The 15,804-nt window shown below is 70.0% G+C and carries 15 protein-coding genes; 8 read left to right on the forward strand and 7 right to left on the reverse strand.

Annotation, left to right across the window (positions count from 1 at the left end):
• Positions 1-18 precede the first annotated feature (18 nt).
• Positions 19-609, reverse strand: a complete 591-nt coding sequence (locus ACQPZQ_RS11130; RefSeq protein WP_433294738.1) for a non-oxidative hydroxyarylic acid decarboxylases subunit B — start codon at positions 607-609, stop codon at positions 19-21.
• Positions 610-860: 251 nt separating this feature from the next.
• Between ACQPZQ_RS11130 and ACQPZQ_RS11135 the strand changes: the two genes are divergently transcribed.
• From ACQPZQ_RS11135 to ACQPZQ_RS11145, 3 genes are all read left to right on the forward strand, one after another.
• Positions 861-1,685, forward strand: coding sequence for a helix-turn-helix domain-containing protein (locus ACQPZQ_RS11135; RefSeq protein WP_433294740.1), 825 nt, complete (start codon positions 861-863; stop codon positions 1,683-1,685).
• A 161-nt stretch (positions 1,686-1,846) separates the two neighbouring features.
• The gene (locus tag ACQPZQ_RS11140) at positions 1,847-2,326 is read left to right on the forward strand and encodes a MarR family winged helix-turn-helix transcriptional regulator (RefSeq protein ID WP_433294742.1); all 480 of its coding nucleotides are present in this window, start codon (positions 1,847-1,849) and stop codon (positions 2,324-2,326) included.
• 560 nt (positions 2,327-2,886) lie between these two features.
• Positions 2,887-3,849 (forward strand): NmrA family NAD(P)-binding protein, encoded by a 963-nt coding sequence (locus tag ACQPZQ_RS11145; protein WP_433294744.1) that lies wholly within the window; start codon positions 2,887-2,889, stop codon positions 3,847-3,849.
• Here the strand turns inward: ACQPZQ_RS11145 and ACQPZQ_RS11150 are convergent.
• The 6 genes from ACQPZQ_RS11150 to ACQPZQ_RS11175 form a co-directional block, all read right to left on the reverse strand.
• Positions 3,837-5,012: a hypothetical protein gene (locus tag ACQPZQ_RS11150; protein WP_433294746.1), complete on the reverse strand. Its 1,176-nt coding sequence runs from the start codon at positions 5,010-5,012 to the stop codon at positions 3,837-3,839. The two genes, ACQPZQ_RS11145 and ACQPZQ_RS11150, sit on opposite strands and share 13 nt — an antisense overlap.
• A gap of 93 nt (positions 5,013-5,105) precedes the next feature.
• Entirely contained in the window at positions 5,106-6,773 is a 1,668-nt protein-coding gene (locus ACQPZQ_RS11155) for a thiamine pyrophosphate-requiring protein (RefSeq protein ID WP_433294747.1), read from the reverse strand.
• A gap of 70 nt (positions 6,774-6,843) precedes the next feature.
• The gene (locus tag ACQPZQ_RS11160; RefSeq protein WP_433294749.1) at positions 6,844-7,548 is read right to left on the reverse strand and encodes an alpha/beta fold hydrolase; all 705 of its coding nucleotides are present in this window, start codon (positions 7,546-7,548) and stop codon (positions 6,844-6,846) included.
• Positions 7,549-7,550: 2 nt separating this feature from the next.
• On the reverse strand, positions 7,551-7,826 hold the full coding sequence (locus tag ACQPZQ_RS11165; protein ID WP_241039554.1) for a muconolactone Delta-isomerase family protein: 276 nt from the start codon (positions 7,824-7,826) through the stop codon (positions 7,551-7,553).
• 47 nt (positions 7,827-7,873) lie between these two features.
• A complete protein-coding gene (locus ACQPZQ_RS11170) occupies positions 7,874-9,010 on the reverse strand; it encodes a cobalamin-independent methionine synthase II family protein (protein WP_433294751.1) in 1,137 nt (378 codons plus the stop codon).
• A gap of 53 nt (positions 9,011-9,063) precedes the next feature.
• The gene (locus ACQPZQ_RS11175; RefSeq protein ID WP_433294753.1) at positions 9,064-9,735 is read right to left on the reverse strand and encodes a GntR family transcriptional regulator; all 672 of its coding nucleotides are present in this window, start codon (positions 9,733-9,735) and stop codon (positions 9,064-9,066) included.
• A gap of 150 nt (positions 9,736-9,885) precedes the next feature.
• Between ACQPZQ_RS11175 and ACQPZQ_RS11180 the strand changes: the two genes are divergently transcribed.
• The 5 genes from ACQPZQ_RS11180 to ACQPZQ_RS11200 all read left to right on the forward strand — a co-directional run bounded on the left by ACQPZQ_RS11180 (position 9,886) and on the right by ACQPZQ_RS11200 (position 15,725).
• Positions 9,886-10,629 (forward strand): PIG-L deacetylase family protein, encoded by a 744-nt coding sequence (locus ACQPZQ_RS11180; RefSeq protein WP_433294755.1) that lies wholly within the window; start codon positions 9,886-9,888, stop codon positions 10,627-10,629.
• Positions 10,623-11,375, forward strand: a complete 753-nt coding sequence (locus tag ACQPZQ_RS11185; protein WP_433294757.1) for a 4-carboxy-4-hydroxy-2-oxoadipate aldolase/oxaloacetate decarboxylase — start codon at positions 10,623-10,625, stop codon at positions 11,373-11,375. Before ACQPZQ_RS11180 ends, ACQPZQ_RS11185 begins: the two co-directional genes overlap by 7 nt.
• Positions 11,368-12,540 carry a hypothetical protein gene (locus ACQPZQ_RS11190; RefSeq protein WP_433294759.1) on the forward strand — a complete coding sequence of 391 codons (1,173 nt, stop codon included), beginning with the start codon at positions 11,368-11,370 and terminating at the stop codon, positions 12,538-12,540. The genes ACQPZQ_RS11185 and ACQPZQ_RS11190 overlap by 8 nt, the downstream gene beginning before the upstream one ends.
• A gap of 69 nt (positions 12,541-12,609) precedes the next feature.
• Entirely contained in the window at positions 12,610-13,953 is a 1,344-nt protein-coding gene (locus ACQPZQ_RS11195) for a Rieske 2Fe-2S domain-containing protein (RefSeq protein ID WP_433294761.1), read from the forward strand.
• A gap of 152 nt (positions 13,954-14,105) precedes the next feature.
• On the forward strand, positions 14,106-15,725 hold the full coding sequence (locus ACQPZQ_RS11200; protein ID WP_433294764.1) for an ABC transporter substrate-binding protein: 1,620 nt from the start codon (positions 14,106-14,108) through the stop codon (positions 15,723-15,725).
• The last annotated feature ends 79 nt before the right edge of the window (positions 15,726-15,804 follow it).

Raw genomic sequence — 15,804 nt, forward strand, 5'->3', positions numbered from 1 at the left:
CGCCGGCACGCGCAGCGGTCAGGCGGTGGGACGGAGCTTGCGAGCGGGTCGCATGCCCTCCCACCGCTTGGCGGCGGGCGCGGGCAGATCGAACTGATCGAGGATCCGGGCGGCGATGTGGTCGACGATGTCGTCCACCGACCGGGGGTGGTTGTAGAAGGCCGGCATCGGTGGCAGCAGCTGGACGCCCCGGCGGCTGAGCGCGAGCATGTTCTCCAGGTGGATCTCACTCAGCGGGGTCTCGCGCGGGACGAGCACGAGCTTGCGCCGCTCCTTGAGGATCACGTCAGCGGCGCGCACCACCAGCCCGTCGGCGTAGCCGGTGCGAATCCCGGCCAGCGTCTTCATCGAACAGGGCACGATCACCATGCCGTCCGTCGTGAAGGAGCCCGACGAGATGGCTGCGCCCTGGTCCTCGGGTTGGTAGGTGGCGTCGGCGAGCGCGCTGACCTCGGCGAGGCTGTGGCCGGTCTCCAGCTCGATCGTGGCCCGGGCCCAGCGGCTGACCACCAGGTGCGTCTCCACCTCCGGTATCTCGGCCAGGTTCTCCAGCAGCCGGACGCCGAACACGGCGCCCGTCGCGCCTGTCATGCCCACGATCAGTCGCATGATTCATGACCCCCTCGGTTCGTTTCGGATGAGGCGTCCAGGCAGATGACGCGGACAGTTTCGGTCATCTCGCTGTCGCGGCGGACCATGGTCACGGCGATCAGTGCGCGTCGTAGCCGCTTCCGTTGCTCTTGACGCTAGATGTCGGCCGGGCGTCAGACGCCGTAGGCTGGCGACAGATCATGGACAGAAACGGACATGCTGACGTCACGAAAGTCCCTTATCGGACTTCCGCGGGCGCCCCGCCAGGTGTGGAGGTTCTCGACTTCACCGGCCTGGCCGAGCGCTCCCGTGGTCATGACGTCGACCCGTACGCGCCCAAGCGGCTGGCCTTCCACGAGCTCATCACGGTGCGGTCGGGCACCCTGCGCTGCTCCGTGGACTTCACCGAGCACGAGCTGACCGAGGGTGCCTGGATGTGGGTACGTCCCGGCCAGATCTATCAGCTCTGCTCGCCCCTTCATGCGGCCGAGGGAGCGGTCGTGCTCTTCGAGCCCGGGTTCCTGAGCCGCGCCACCGTGGACATCGCCCGCGTCGACCAGCCGGCCCGGCAGCTGCCACTGATCCCCGCGGGCGCCGACCACGACAAGGTCCGGCTCGTGCTGGATCTGCTGGAGAGCGAGTTCCGCGACCTTGCGGACCTGTCCCTGGAGTCCCACATCGAGGTCGTCCGCCACCTGCTCGCCGTCCTCGTGCTGCGCCTGGCTCATGTTCAGGGCGTCCAGGCCGGGGACGACGCGAGCGGCAACGAGGCATTCCGCCGCTTCCAGCAGGCGGTGGAGCGAGACTTCTCGCGAACTCATCGCGTGGCGGACTACGCGAGGGGCTTGGGCTACAGCGTCCGCACCCTCACCCGTGCGACGCGGACGGCCACGGGGCGGGGGGCCAAGAGCTTCATCGACGACCGGGTCCTTCTCGAGGCCAAGCGTCAGCTCGTGCACACCGATGCGGCCGCCGGCGCGATCGGCGAGCGACTCGGTTTTCCCGACGCCGTCGTGTTCACCAAGTTCTTCCGACAGCGCGCCGGCGAGACCCCGACCGCCTTCCGTAACCGCGCCAGGGGTGCGCCGACATAAGTCCTTGCCCATTCATGCCGAGATCGGCCGGAAGGGTGCACCATGCGCGGACGGCCGTAGTGTCGTCACACCGGCGCACCGTCCATTCACGACTTATCCACTAAACTTCCCGCGATGGGTGGCTGTGTTCGGCCCCTGAGTGGAGCCTGAGGAGGCATCGGATGGTCGCCCGGGCCGAGCGGGACAACACCCACACCCACACCCACACCGACCCCGACCTCGGGGTCCTCGCCGGGCGGCTGCTGTTCGCCGTGCAGAACGAACTCTTCTCGACGCTGGCGGCCAACGGCTTCGACGACCTGCATCCCCGGCACGGCGCGGTGCTGGCCTACATCGAGGCAGCCGGTGTCCGGGCGACGGAGCTGGCACGGCTCTCCGGCCAGCACAAGCAGGTGGTCGGCACGGTGATCGACGAGCTGGAGGCGCTCGGCTACGTCGAGCGCAAGCCCGACCCTGGCGACCGCAGAGCCAAACTGGTCTGCCCCACGGAGCGTGGGCTGGAGCAGATGCAGACCGCCGAGAAGATCATGACGTCGATCCAGGAGCGGCACGCGCGCCGTCTCGGACACGACACGTTCACCCGGTTCAAGGAAGCGCTGATCGACGTCACCGAGCATCAGCGCCGGCATCAGGCTCGTTAGCGCGGCAGAGGGCCAGGCCGGGCGCCCTCGGGCCGTGGTCGCTATTCTCCGGCATATCCTTTTTCAATCCTATTGGCCAACTGGTGCGGAAACGGTCGTTGATGTGATGACCGCCGTTTCCGATCGGGCGGTCGGCCGCGGAAACTTGCCCTCGCGGGGGCGTTGAGCTACCGTGGCATTCGGTAATAATCTATGACTATCAAGATGTGTGATCGATCCGCCGCATCGCCGTCGATGTGACGCCGCGCGCCGAGGCGCGCGAGGCAGAGCCGCCCAGCTTGCGAGACCACGTCGTTCAGCATCCGCACCGCATGCGACGAGGAGAACCGCCATGGCTCTGAACCCGATCGAGAGGCGATGAAGAACTGTCGGAACGTGTTGCCGGAGCTCCCGCGATTCGAGCGCGACGAGGCCGAGAACCCATTCTCGTCATCGCCGTCATCGATTCCGGCGGGCACCGGTGGAGGGGTATCGGCCAACCAGTCGCGGCGCCGATCGGATCCCCGTATCTCGACGGCGTGACCTCATCCCAGTCCAGCTGAGGCGCAGGAGCTCACTCGATGTCAGTCTTGGTGATCGGTTCGACCGGGATCGTCGGTCCTCATGTGGTCCGGGCACTGCTCGCTCGCGGCGTGTACACCCGGGTCTTCACCCGAGACCCGCAGCGCGCATTGCGGCTTTTGCCTGAAGGAACCGATATCCGCTGCTGTACGCCGCATCTGCAGTCCTCGCTGCTCGACGCGGCCGACGGACTCGACGCGGCCTTTCTTCTCACGCCCGATGATCCCCGATCGACCGACATCCAGCTGGAGATGATTCGGGTGCTGCGCCGAACCGGCGTCCGGATCGTCAAGGTATCCGGCACCACCGCGGCGGTGACGCCGGACGGCCCCGAGGCGACGCGCAGGCACTGGGAGGTCGAGCAGGTGCTGACGCACTCCGGCCAGCCTTTTGTGGTCCTGCAGCCCTGCACGTTCATGCAGTTCCTGATCGACCGGATCGTGTTGCCGATCCTGCGCGACACCGGGAAGATCATCGATCCTCTCGAGACTGCCGGCATCAATTACATCGACGCCCGGGACATCGGCGAGTGCGGTGCGGAGGCGCTCACGGATCCCCGGTGGGTCGGTCACACCCTGGCGCTCACCGGCCCTCGCGCCGTGACCTTCGACGAGATCGCGGAAGAGGTCGGCGCCAGGATCGGGCGAACGGTGGAGACCGTGAAGCTCACCCCGTGGGAGGTGCGCCGCCAATTCCAGAAGCGAGGCATGGCGTTCTGGGAGGCCGACCATTTCCGGGAGCTCTTCGGCCTGTTCCGGCAAGGGCTCGCCGAATCCGTCAGCCCCGACGTGGACCGCCTGATCGGACGCCGGCCCACCGGACTCGACGAGTACCTGCGGACGCACCCGGCGTTCGAGTCGGCCGACACGATCGCCGCATGGAAAGACGCGGAGGCCTGGCCGGCGGACGGTGGGGCGATCGATACGGCGGAACGAGAACGCGCGCGCGGTCAGATGGCGTAGGGCCAGATCGTCAGGGCGTACGCGCCGAACCAGGCCGACGCGAACGCTGCCGCCACGACGACCGCAACGGCTGTGGCCCTCCGGCGCGCGGCGAGGCCGATCGCGGCCGGCAGCAGCAGCACGAACGCGGGGAGCAGCACCCGGAGCTTGGCGTTCATCAGGCCGTCCGTGCCCCATGTGGTGACGAGCACGAGCCCGCCGTACACGAGCAGCGGCCACGGCATCCGCGTGAGCACAGCCACCACGAACAGCCCGATGCTGCCCGCCAGGCTGAGCACGGTGAGCAGGTCGAACACGTTCCCGCTCGACGTCAGGACCTCGGCGAGCCAGCGGACGGTCGCTATTCCGCCGTCGAGGTGCCAGCCCCATCCCTCCCGCTGGATCACGAACCACCCGCCGAGGACGCCCGTGCGGGTGGCGACGTAGCCGACGTAGCCGAGGGCTCCCGCGGCGGCCAGCACTCCCGCGACCCACGGCCGCCACCCGTCGCGCCGCTGGATCACGGCGGCCAGCGCCGCCAGCCCGACCGCGGCCACGACCGAACTGCCGGTGGGCCGCACCAGCCCGGCGCCCGCTGCGCACAGCCCCGCGAGCATCCACTGCTCGCGCAGCACGCCCACGAGCGCCCACACGGCGAGCGCACAGAACAGGGCCTCGGTATAGGTCATCGAGAGGGCGACCGCCATCGGCGAGGCGGCGAACAGGCAGGTGAGCAGGAGCCCGGCCCGCCGCGAGCCGCCGGGCACCAACTCGCCGAGACGGGTGAGGCCGAACGCCGCCGCGACGCCCGCGGCCGTGCTGACGAGCAGACCGGCGGCCACGACGTTGCCGCCGGTCAGCAGGCGGGCCGCGGCGACGAGGCCCGGATACCCCGGGAAGAACCCGAGTGGTGTCTCGGGGGTGCGGTGGCCGGTGGCGTCGACCATGTCGGCCGGGACGCCGCCATAGCCGTGCTCGGCGATGGCGAGCAGCCAGCGGCCGTCCCAGCTCGTCAGCTCGCCGAGCAGGGATGCCCCGTTGCGCGCGGCCATCGCGGCGAGCACGCCGACCCCGGCGAGCCGCACCAGCAGGTAGACGATCGCAGGAGCCGACGCGTCGAGGACCCGGCGGGCGCGCGTGTCGACCGAGATGGCGGCAGAGCCCGCCCCGCGCACGACGGCCATCGTCGGGCTCCTTGATCCTCTACGGACTGCGGCGTCATTCTCGCGGATCTCGCGGTCCGCGTTACCCGGCGCGCCGAGGATCGAGCGATCAGGTCAGGCGCACTCCACATCGACCAGGACGTGCCGGCGTTCGTCCTGCACGGTGCGCAGGGCGCGCTGCAGGGCGGGCACCAGCTCCGCGCGCTCGGTGACGTGCAGGCCGAGGCCACCGGATGCCTCCGCGTATGCGGCGAACCGGGGTGCCGGGTCCAGCCGGGCGAGCGGGGACAGTTCGGGGGCACCCGCCGCGTGACCGTCCGGGTACATCCGCAGGGCCGACGACTGCACCGCGCCCCAGTGCGCGTTGGTGCACACCACCGTGAGGACCGGGAGGTGGTGCATGGCCATCGCCTGGTGGCACGCGGCCGGGTTGGCGAACATGTAGGCGCCGTCGCCGAGCGTGGCGATCACGGTGGCCGTCGGGCGTGCGAGCTGCACACCCATGGCCGCGGGAAGCCCCCAGCCGAGCCCGCCCGCGGGCGGCGTGCCGAAGTAGGTGCCGGGAACGGTCGAGCCGAGGATCTCGGGGGAGGCCCAGTACTCGTTGACGACGACCGCGTCGGACGGGCGCACCTGCGCGAGCGCGGTGTTGAGGAACGCCTTGGTGATGGGACCTCCGGCGGCGGACTCCGTCTCGAGCAGCCGCGCCCGCCGCTCGCGCCAGCCGCCCACGCGGGCGGCGAGGCGATCGGCCCGGCCGGGGTCGACCGCGCGCTCGGCCAGCGCGGCGGTGAGCGCAGGCAGAAGGGCCGTGATGTTCGCGGTGATCGTCAGGTCCGTGCGGTGGGTGCGCATCGGGTACCGCGAGAAGCTGGGGTCGGGCCCGCACTGCACCACCACGGCGTCGGCGCGGGGGGTGGAGGAGCCGGGCAACCACGGTACGTCGAGGTCGAGAACACAGACCACGTCGGCCTCGGCCAGCACCTCGCCGACGGCGTAACCGGCGTGGAGCGGATGGTCGGCCGGGATGTTGACGTGGCGCACGCCGCTCTCGACGACGGCGATGCCGAACCGCTCGGAGAGCTCGGCGAGCAGCGGCACGGCCCGCCGGTCGGCGCCGGCGTCGCCGGTGACGATCACGGGGAACGTGGCCGAGGCCAGGTGGTCGGCCAGCTGGGCGACGGCGGCGGGGTCCGGGTGCGCGGTGGTCGGCAGGGCGGGGGCGGCGGAGTCCTGGGGGCCGAAGACCGGACCGGCCAGCACCTCCCGCGGGAGCGACAGGTAGACGGGGCCGCGCGGTTCCGTGGTGGCGATGTCGAGCGCCCGGTCGACGACGTCCTGTACGTGGGCGCCGTCGCGCAGCTCGTAGTCCCACTTCACGAGCTCGCGCAGCATCCCGGCCTGGTCGAACATCTCCTGCGCCCAGTGGATCGGGGCGTCGCGGGAGCCGAGCATCGAGTGCTCGAACAGCGGTGTGCGGCCCGCGGTCAGCAGCACGGGCACCCGGCTGCGGGCAGCGTTGAACACCGCGCACACCGCGTTGGCGGTGCCGACGCTCGTGTGCAGCATGACCGCCTGCACCCGCCCGTCGCCGAGGTAGGAACCGTGGGCCATCGACACCGCGAGGTTCTCGTGGGCGCAGACGACCACGTCGGGCAGGTCGAGGCCGGAGTCCTTACGCCGGGCGTAGGCCTCGACGAGTGACGCGAAGTCGGTGCCGCTGTTGACGAAAAGCCGCTCGACCCCGCGCCGGCGCAGCTGCACCAGGAAGGCCTCGGCCACTGTCTCAGCGCCTTGTGTTGGTGTTTGCAACTCCATCGTCGCCTTCCCGGTGCAGTGCTCGGTGTGTGTTTCAGGCCGCCGCGTCGATCAGGATCTTGGCCAGTGCTTCCGGCGCGGTCACCATCGCTTCGTGGCCGGTGGGGACGCTGAGCACGGGCCAGCCCGCGCTCTCGGCCCGTTCGCTCTGGGTGCGGAAGACCCGCATCCAGTCGGTGCACTCGACGAAGACCGCCGGGACCTCGTCCTGACGGCCGCTCAGCGCGAGCGGCTCCGTGTAGGTGCGCCACGGGTGCGGCGTGAGTCGTGCGGTCAGCCACTCGGTGTCGGCCTCGTCGGTGACGCCGAGCGCCTGCAGCGACCGCACCGGGATGAGCCAGCCGAAGCCGGGCCCGGCCACCGACTCGCGGTAGTGCTCGGCGACGTGCGCCGGGAGCAGGTCGATCGCCGCCTCGCCGTCGTTGCCGACGAACGCGTCGAGGTACACCCGCCGCCGTAGTGCCTCGGGCCGGCGGTCGGCGACACCTGTGACCACCTGGCCCGCGTAGCTGTGACCGACGAGGACGACGTCGGTCGCGCCCTCGGCGTCGAGCAGTGCGACGACGTCGGTGACGTGGGTGTCGAGGCCGACGGCCGGGCTGAGCAGATGGGCCCGGTCGCTGACGCCCGTGAGGGTGGGGGTCAGCACCTCGTGCCCGGCGGAGCGAAGGTAGGGCTCCACCTTCCGCCAGGCCCAGCCGCCGTGCCACGCGCCGTGCAGGAGGACGAACGTTGCCACGGTCACTGCTCCTGTGGGTGGGTCGCGACGACCTCGACCGTGATGTCCATCCAGGGGAACATCGGCAGCGAGGAGAGGACGTCGTGCAGCTCCGTGGCGTCGGTGCACTCGTACAGGCCGATCGTCGCGTTGCGGCCCGGTACCCGCCACAGCCGCTTGAGGTTCCCGGCAGCGCGTAGTTCGTCCGCTCGCGCGCGTTCGCCCTTCTTGAGGCGGCTGCGCTCCTCCTCCGGGGTCTCCGGGGGCAAGCGGTTCTCCGCGCGTACCAGGAACTCCATGTCGTGCCTCCTACGTTCGGGTGATCACAAGGGGGTCGGGACGGTGGTCACCAGAGCTTTTCGGTTGCGATGGCGGCGCCGTCGCGGAGCGAGCGGAGCTTCTCCCAGGCCAGCTCGGGCACCACGCCGCCCCAGCCGGCGAAGGTGCCGAAGCCGCAGTCGGTGCTGGCGATCACGCGCTCGCGACCGACGATGTCGGTGTAGCGGAGGATGCGCTCGGCGACGAGGCCCGGGTGCTCCACGAAGTTGGTGGTGGTGTCGATCACGCCGGGCGCGAAGACCTTGTCGTCGGGGATCTTCGCCGCGGCCCAGCCTGCCCAGTCGTGGCCGTGGCGGGGGTTGGCCGCCTCGCACAGGATCGTCGCCGGCTTGGCGCGCAGCACCAGGTCGGCCACCTTCTCCACCGCGATGTCGAAGGTGTGCGGGCCCTCGTAGTTGCCCCAGCACAGGTGGATGCGAGCGCGGTCGGCCGGCACGTCGCGCAGCGCGTGGTTGAGGACCTCGACGAGCACCTCGGCGCGGACGAGGAACTCCTCGTCGGAGAGCGCCTTGTACTTGTTGTGCCGGCCCATCCCGAGGTCGGGGGAGTCGACCTGCAGATCGAAGCCCGCCGCGATGATGCGGTCGTACTCCACCTTCAGCGCGTCGGCGATCGCGTTGAGGTAGGTGTCCTCGTCGGGGTAGTACTCGTTGGGCTGGAACAGCGCGGTGATGCCGGGCGACGGAGCGTTCATGAACGCGGTCTCGACGCCCGCGGCGTCCATTGCGGACCGCAGCGTGGCGAGGTCGGTCTCGAGCGGCTCGAAGTTCTCGTACTCGATGGGGCCCCGGCAGATCGGGCGCAGGTAGGCGACGGTGGCCCCGGAGCGGTGCAGCTGCTCCTTGTAGTCGGGGTAGGCGTCGAGGTCGGCCGGGGTGGCGCGGGGGGCGTCACCGATCTCGAACCCGCTCATCCGGTGGCGGATGTAGGTGGCGTAGCCGATCTTGCTCATCTCGCCGTCGCTGACGATGTCGATCCCGGTCTCGGCCTGGAGACGCACCTGGTCGTGAACCGCCGACTCGACGGTGGCCGCGAGCGCGGCCTCGTCCACCGGTTCGCCACGGTCGCTGGCGTTGATCAGTGCCAGCAGGTCCGCAGGTCGCGGCAGACTACCGACGTGCGTGGTGCGGATTCGATCGGACATGTTCCGGCCTCCTCGTCGAGTACTCGGGCAGTGCACGGTCGAGCGGTCGGCGCTCACCACTGGTGCAGGTTGGCGTCGAGCTGGTGGAGTGCGTCGACCACGCTGAGCAGATGGGCACGCATCCGCTGCTCGGCGACCACGGGGTCGCCTGCGCAGACGGTCTCGATCACCTCGAGGTGCTCCTGCAGGCCGACCGATGGACGGCCCGGGAGCAGCGCGACGGTGTAGTGGTAGCGGACACTCTGCGTGCGCAGCCGGTCGAGCATGCGGCCGGCCGTCTCGTGCCCGGACAGATCGCGGATGGCGCGATGGATCTGCTGGTTGACCTGACTGTAGGCCACGACGTCGGAGTTCTCGACGGTGGCGGCCAGCTCCACGCCCAGCTCGCGCAGCTTCCGGTGGTCGTCGGGGGTGGCCTTCACAGCGGCCTTGGCCGCGCACAGCCCTTCGACGACCGCGCGGGCCTCGGTGATCTCGACTGCCTCCTGCAGCGAGATCGGGCGCACGCGCGCGCCACGGTTGCGCTCTCGCTCGACGATGCCCTCGTTCTCCAGCTGCGCCAGAGCGGCGCGCACGGCTCCCCGCGACGCGTCGTACAGGGCGACGAGGTCGGCCTCGGGGAGTCGTTGCCCCGGAGCGAACCGGCCCTGCATGATGCCGTCGCGAACGGCGCTCACCACTACGGCGACCGCGTCGGTCGTCGCAGTTCCACCGCCTGCGGTCATGCACGTCCTCTCGCCCCGCGCCGTCCCGGTGGCCGGCGATTCCGGGGCTGAGCGTAACTGGCAACGGGATTGTTAACAATCTGGTTGCCACTTCCGAGTGGCGGAGTTATGGTCCACACCACTCGACCCCGACGCCTGGAGGAGCAGCACATGGGTCCATCAGGCAGAGACGACGGGCCGTCCGTCGTCGTGGTCAGCGCACATGCCGCTGACTTCGTCTGGCGGGCGGGTGGGGCGATCGCCCGGTGCGCCGAGGACGGCGCCCCTGTCACGGTGCTCTGCCTGACCTACGGTGAGCGCGGCGAGTCCGCGGCGCTGTGGCGGTCCCCGGACGCCACGCTGGAGTCGGTGAAGGCCATCCGGGCCGAGGAGGCCACCGCGGCGGCCCAGGCACTGGGGGCCGACATCATGTTCTTCGACGCCGGCGACTACCCCCTGCGTGCCACCGACGACCTGGTCGACGGGATCGTCGCGCAGCTACGCAGGCTGCAGCCCACCGTTCTGCTCACCCATGCCGAGCGCGACCCGTACAACCTGGACCACGCGCTCACCCACGAGATCGTGCTGCGGTGCCGGATGATCGCGCAGGCTGCCGGCCTCCCCGACCGGAACACGCCGCCGCTGGGTGCGTCCCAGGTGATGGCGTTCGAGCCGCACCAGCCCGAGCAGTGTGGGTTCGTGCCCAACCGCTTCCTGGACATCTCACCGGTGATCGAGAGCAAGCGAGCGGCCATGAAGTGCATGGACGCCGCGCAGGGACATCTGATCGACTACTACGAGGACCTGGCCGTACGGCGCGGGGTGCAGGCGGTGCGCAACGGCGCACCGCGCACGGTCACCCACGCCGAGGCGTTCCAGATGGTCTTCCCCACTGTCGGGAGCACGCTGTGGTGAATCGGCCGGACGCGCACCTCGTCGTGCGCAGTGATCTCGCACCCGACGCCGACGCGGTGGCGCAACTAGGCCGCCAGGGCGTCGCCACTGTCCACGAGGCGCAGGGCAGGCGCGGGCTCCTCGGCCCGCAGATCCGCCCGGTGCAGGAGGGCGCGGTGATCGCAGGACGGGCCGTCACCGTGCTCTCCCACCCTGGCGACAACCTGATGCTCCACGCCGCCGTCGAACAGTGCCGGCCCGGTGACGTGGTGGTCGTGTCCACCACCTCGGAGTCCACCGACGGCATGTTCGGCGAGCTGCTCGCGGTCTCCATGCGCAGTCGCGGGGTGATCGGCCTGGTCACCGGTGCCGGTGTGCGCGACGTCTCGGACCTGCGCCGGATGGGTTTCCCGGTCTGGACGAGAGCGGTCAGCGCGCAGGGCACGGTCAAGGCGAGCCCCGGTTCGGTGAACGTCCCGGTGATCGTGGGCGGCACCCTCGTGGAGCCGGGCGATGTCGTGGTCGCCGACGACGACGGCGTGGTCGTCGTTCCCCGCGCCCAGGCGCCTGCCGTGGCCGCCGCGGGCGAGGCGCGGCTGCGCAACGAGGCGGACAAGCGGGCCCGGCTCGCCGCTGGAGAGCTGGGCCTGGACATGTACGGGCTGCGCGCCGAGCTCGATCGGCTGGGCGTCCGGTACGTGGATCGTGAAGAGCACACCGATGACGACAGGGACGGCGTCGTCCCGGAGGGAGCGCTCCATGGCTGAGATCGTGGCCGCCGCCGCGGCTGTGCACGCCCCGCAGCTGCTGAGCCGTCCGCCCCACGAGGACCCCGCCAAGCTCGACGGCAGCACCGACGCGCTGCGCCGCTTCGGGCAGGTCCTCGACGAGACGCGGCCGGACGCGCTGCTGGTGATCGGCATCGACCACCTCGAGACGTTCTGGCTGGAGGCGGTGCCGACCTTCACCCTCATCCTCTCCCCGGAGGCCGAGGCGCACTACATGCAGAAGGAGCGCCGGATCCCGGTGCACACCGAGCTCGCCACGCACCTGCTGCACGGCGTGGTCGGGCGCGACATCGACCTCACCTACTCGCAGGAGGCCAAGCTCGGACACGCGTTCCTCACGCCGTTCGAGTACGTGCTGGGCGACCGGGACATCCCCGTGATCCCGCTGCTGGTCAACGCCTATCTGCCCCCGCTGCCCAGCCCGCGCCGCTGCTTCGCGCTGGGCAAGGCGATCGCGGAGGCGCTCGCCGACCGTCCTGAGCGCGTCGCGGTGCTCGCGAGCGGTGGGATGTCGCACTTCCCCGGCACCGCCCGCTACACCGCGCCGCAGTTCTCGTTCGACGAGTGGGTGCTGCAGGAGGTGGCCGCAGGCCGCTACGAGGAACTGCTGGACCTCACGCCGGTGCAGCTCGACGAGGTGGGCGAGAGCGAGCTGCTCACGTGGTTCGTGATGCTCGGTGTGCTCGCGGGCGCAGGCGGCACCGTCCCCGGTTCGCTGCTCTCCTACCAGCACCTGAGCCACCACGGCCACGGCGTCGTGCAGTTCGTGCCCCCGGTGCCCGCAGGCACCGAGCCCACTGTGGACGAACCGCTCGCGAACCCCGTGCCCAAGTTCGGCGGCTACGAGTTCACCTCCACCGACTTCATCTACTACCGGTTCCCCGAGCCGGCGAGCTTCCCGCTCAACCGGCTGCTGCACCGCGTCATCACCGACGAGGAGGTGCGCAGCGAGTTCGTGCGCGATCCTGCGAGTGTGGCGGCGCGCGCAGAGCTCACCGACGAACAGCGCGACGCGCTGCTCGCCGACGGGTTCGACAAGCTCACCGAGGTGGGAGCCCATCCACTGCTCGCCCTCTCGGCCCGCCAGGTGGCGCTGCTGGAGCAGCAACGCCAGGCGGCGGCCGCCGGAGTCAGCACCACCTGATCCATCTGATCCCCCTGATTTGATCGATCCACCTGCGACACCAACCACCACTCTGGAGAGAGGCCGACGATGCTGTCAGCGCAGGACAACGAGCTCCTGACCCGTGTGGGGCCCGGAACTCCTATGGGCGAGCTGTTGCGCCGTTACTGGACGCCGGCTCTGCTGATCAGTGAAGTGCCCACACCGGACAGCGATCCTGTTCGCGTGCGGTTGCTCGGCGAGGACCTGGTCGCGTTCCGCGACACGAACGGTCGGGTCGGCCTGATCCAGGAGAACTGCCCGCACCGCGGTGCGTCGCTCTACTTCGGACGCAACGAGGAGTGCGGGCTGCGCTGCCCGTACCACGGCTGGAAGTTCGATGCCGACGGCGCGTGCGTCGACATGCCCAGCGAGCCGCCGAACAGCGTGTTCAAGGACAAGGTGACGGCCAAGGCCTACCCGACGCACGAGTCGGGCGGGATCGTGTGGACCTACATGGGCCCGGCCGACAAGATGACGCCCTTCCGCGACTTCGGCACCGAGTCCCTCGAGCCCGACCAGGTCGCCGCCACCAAGCTGAACACCCCGTGCAACTGGGTGCAGGCGATGGAGGGCAACCTCGACACCTCGCACATCTCGTGGCTGCACCAGTGGGACGGTGTCGACGACATCCCCGACGACGGCAGCGACAAGCCCGGCTACCCGACCAACGCGATGTCGTGGAAGTTCTGGCGCCACGACCGCGCACCGCGGCTGGAGATCGAGGACACCTGGTACGGGTTCAAGTACGTCGGCATCCGCGACACCCCCAACGGGCACAAGCACGTCCGGATGAGCGCGTTCTGCTTCCCGTACAACACGGTGATCGCGTCGGTGCCCTTCAGCACCGGGCACGGTCTGTTCGTGCCGATCGACGACCACAACACGTGGCGCTACAGCTTCTCCACCCGCGTCAACCCGGGGCTGCAGGAGGTCGGCGGCACCAACCTCTTCGCGCTGAGCCCGTTCGAGTTCGGGCCGGCCGAGGTGGGCCGCAACGGGATCATCCCGCGGCGCTACACGGCTGAGAACGACTACGGGATCGACCGCGCGGAACAGCGCAACGTCACCTACTCCGGTGTGCGTGAGTTCATCAGCCAGGACTTCATGGTCACCGAGTCGATGGGCCCGATCTACGACCGCACCCAGGAGCGGCTGGGCACCTCCGACAAGGCGATCATCCGGATGCGTCGCCTGCTGATGGCGGCGGCCAAGAGCGTGGCCGAGGGCGGCGAGCCGCCCGCTGTCGCCCCCGATCTCGACTACCGCAGCATCCGGTCGGCAGAGAAGATCCTCGAGCCCGGCGAGGACTGGCGCGTGCTCGGCACCAGCGACGACCCGATGGTGCAGAAGTACGACGCCGGCAACTCCCGCGTTCCGGTCGCCGGATCCTGACCCCGTGGCCGCCGCCCCGTCCGGGGCGGCGGCCAGCCGGGCACACCCGCCCGGCTCGCTTTCCCCACCCGTTGTTCCCCGGCACTTCGCCATTCCTCGTACAGCGCCATTCCTCACACAGCGCCGTTCCTGACACATTGGGGTGTTCTGAGATGCGATTGCGATGTCGCACGTCCCGCGCCGTCGCCGCGGTGGCGCTCGCGTGCTGCGCAGTGCTTCTGAGTGCGTGCGGGGCGGCCGACCGTGGCGCTGTGGCCGCCGGCGCGCTGCAGGCGCGCGATCCCTACGGCGCAGATCTCGCCACCGAGGGCACGCCTCGCGCCGGCGGCACGCTGAAGCTCGGCATGGACCGTGAGGTGGTCAGCTTCGACCCCACGGTGCAGAACTCGAACATGGCCGCGCTGGCCGTGTACGACTCGCTGCTCAAGGTCGACCCGCAGGGCAAGGCCAAGCCGTACCTCGCGCAGTCCATGGACAGCGCCGACGGGGGAGTGACCTGGCGCCTCGGGCTGCGGCCCGGCGTGCAGTTCACCGACGGCACCGCCCTCGACTCCAACGCCGTGCTGGTCAACGTGCAGCGCCACATCGACAAGCTGTCCTCGCCCGCACACGCCTTCGCCGCGAACATCGCGTCGATGCGCGCGGTGGACCCACTGACCGTGGAGTTCACGCTGAAGGCCCCGCTGGGCGACTTCCCGGTGCTGTTCGCCCAGCCGATCACCTACGGCAGCCTCGGGATGATCATCTCGCCGGCTGCGCTGCAGCAGTACGGCGACGACATCGGCCGCCACCCGGTGGGCGCAGGCCCGTTCCGGTTCGTGGAGTGGGTCCCCGACTCCCGGATCACGCTCGCCAAGAACGACACGTACTGGCAGCAGGGCATGCCCTACCTCGACGGGCTGGAGTTCCGCCCGCTGCCCGACACCGAGAGCCGCTACGCCTCGATCGAGAACGGCGACGTCGACGTCGTGTTCGGCGGGTACAACCAGGAACTCGTGCGGGCGAGCTCCAACGCCGGGCTCCGCGTGTACTACGGGCCCGGCAACGCAGGCGAGTACCTCTACTTCAACTTCAACAAGGCACCGTTCAACGACCGCAGGATGCGCGAGGCGCTGATCAGCTCGCTGGATCTCAACGCGCTGGCGGCGAGCCAGTACAGCGGCCGGCTCGTGCCGTCGACCAGCCTGTTCGCCGAGGACAGCCCGTACCACACGGAGGCGGCGTCGCAGGCGTGGCCGAAGTACGACCCGGAGCGGGCGAAGCAGCTGATCGCCGAGTACAAGGCCTCGGGCGGTGATCCGAGCTTCACCTTCAAGACGACCCAGGCGCGGGTGCCCTTCGGGGAGTACATCCAGGCCCAGATGGCGGCCGTGGGCATCGACATCAAGGTGCAGTTCTACGACCTCGCGCAGTTCTCCTCCGCGGTGGTGCAGAGCAACGACTTCCAGCTCACCACCTGGGTCGGAGCTTTCGACGTGCCCTACCCGGGCGCGACCCGACTCCTGCACACCGGCGGCAACACCAACTACGGCGACTACTCCAACCCCCAGGTGGACGCGCTGCTCGACGAGGCCGCGCGCACCACCGACGAGGCGGTCCGGACCAACGCCTACCAGCAGGTCGAGCTGCTGGTCGGGCAGGACCTCTCGATGGCGTGGTTCAGCCGCAGTTACCTGTCCACGATCACCAAACCCGAGGTGAAGGGCATCGACCGCTACCCGTCACGCGACATGTTCTTCGCCACCACCTGGCTCGACGGTGGTCCCGAGTAGGACGCGCACCAGCCCGACACGCACCCGATCCCACCGCACCTCGCGATCAGCACGCGCCCCGCGACAGGGCGCCCCCACG

The sequence above is a fragment of the Pseudonocardia sp. CA-142604 genome, from assembly GCF_050948475.1.
GTDB lineage: Bacteria > Actinomycetota > Actinomycetes > Mycobacteriales > Pseudonocardiaceae > Pseudonocardia > Pseudonocardia alaniniphila.